1 protein-coding gene and 1 pseudogene are annotated in these 1167 nt (G+C 61.7%); both read left to right on the forward strand.

All coding sequences use genetic code 11. The features are described 5' to 3' along the window. A partial coding sequence (locus L9Z73_RS30840; RefSeq protein ID WP_247408758.1) for an LLM class flavin-dependent oxidoreductase occupies positions 1 to 672 on the forward strand: 672 nt, incomplete at its 5' end. A 165-nt stretch (positions 673 to 837) separates the two neighbouring features. Beyond that, positions 838 to 1167, forward strand: a pseudogene (locus L9Z73_RS30845) (membrane-bound PQQ-dependent dehydrogenase, glucose/quinate/shikimate family); the annotation flags it as partial.

The raw sequence follows: 1167 nt of genomic DNA on the forward strand, positions 1-1167 counted from the left end.
TCCAGCGGCGGCCAGGCGCTGCGCGAAATGGTCCCGGTGGTGCGCGCGTTGTGGCAAGGCGACTACGCCCACGACGGTGATATCTGGAAATTCCCCACCTCCACCAGCGTGCCCAAACCCGTGCAGAAACCCAACCCGCCGATGTGGATCGCGGCCCGCGACCCGGACTCCCACAACTTCGCGGTGGCCAACGGCTGCAACGTGATGGTCACGCCGCTGATGAAGGGCGACGAAGAAGTCCTGGACCTGAAAAACAAATTCCAGACCGCCCTCGACAACAACCCCGGCGTGCCGCGCCCGCAATTGATGGTGCTGCGCCACACCCACGTACATGCCGCCGACGACCCGCAAGGCTGGAAAGTCGGGGCCAAGGCGATCTCCAAGTTCTATCGCACCTTCGATGCCTGGTTCGGCAACAAGGAGGTGCCGGTCAACGGTTTCCTGGCGCCGAGCCCGGAAGAGAAATTCGCCGCCCGCCCGGAGTTCGAGCTGGACAGCCTGCACAAGACCGCCATGATCGGCACCGCCGAAGAAATCATCCCGCGTATCCAGTACTACCAGGAACTGGGCGTGGATGAGTTCAGCTTCTGGTGCGACAACAGCCTGCCCCATGCCGAGAAGAAAAAGTCTTTGGCGCTGTTTATCGAGCAGGTCGTGCCAGCGTTTCGTTGATCGCTGAATAACCAAGCCGCTTGCCTCCTCACGGAGCAAGCGGCTTTTTTGCGCCCGGCTATCATCACCCTAGCGGTAAGAGTCTATTACCGAGCTAAATGTACTAACCAGTTACTTATCTTGCTAAAATCGCGTTTTTGCCCCTCCCACTCGAGTCCTGTCGACATGAAACGAGCATCGCGCGCCACTGGCGCCTCTAGATTCCTCCTCCTGGGCCTGGGCGTGATCATCGCCCTGCTCGGCCTCGCGCTAGCCGTTGGCGGCTTCAAGCTGGTCAGCCTGGGCGGCTCCTGGTACTTCCTGATCGGCGGCGTGGTCATGGCCGTTTCCGGGCTGTTGATTGCCCAGTGCAAAACCGCTGGCGCGTGGCTGTTCGCGGCGTTCCTGGTGGGCACCGCGATCTGGGCGGTGGCGGACGTGGGGCTGGTGTTCTGGCCGCTGTTTTCGCGGCTGTTCATGTTCGCGGTGGTCGGCCTGGTGGTGGCGTTGGTGTAT

Source organism: Pseudomonas emilianonis, from assembly GCF_023072625.1.
Taxonomy (GTDB): domain Bacteria; phylum Pseudomonadota; class Gammaproteobacteria; order Pseudomonadales; family Pseudomonadaceae; genus Aquipseudomonas; species Aquipseudomonas paraveronii.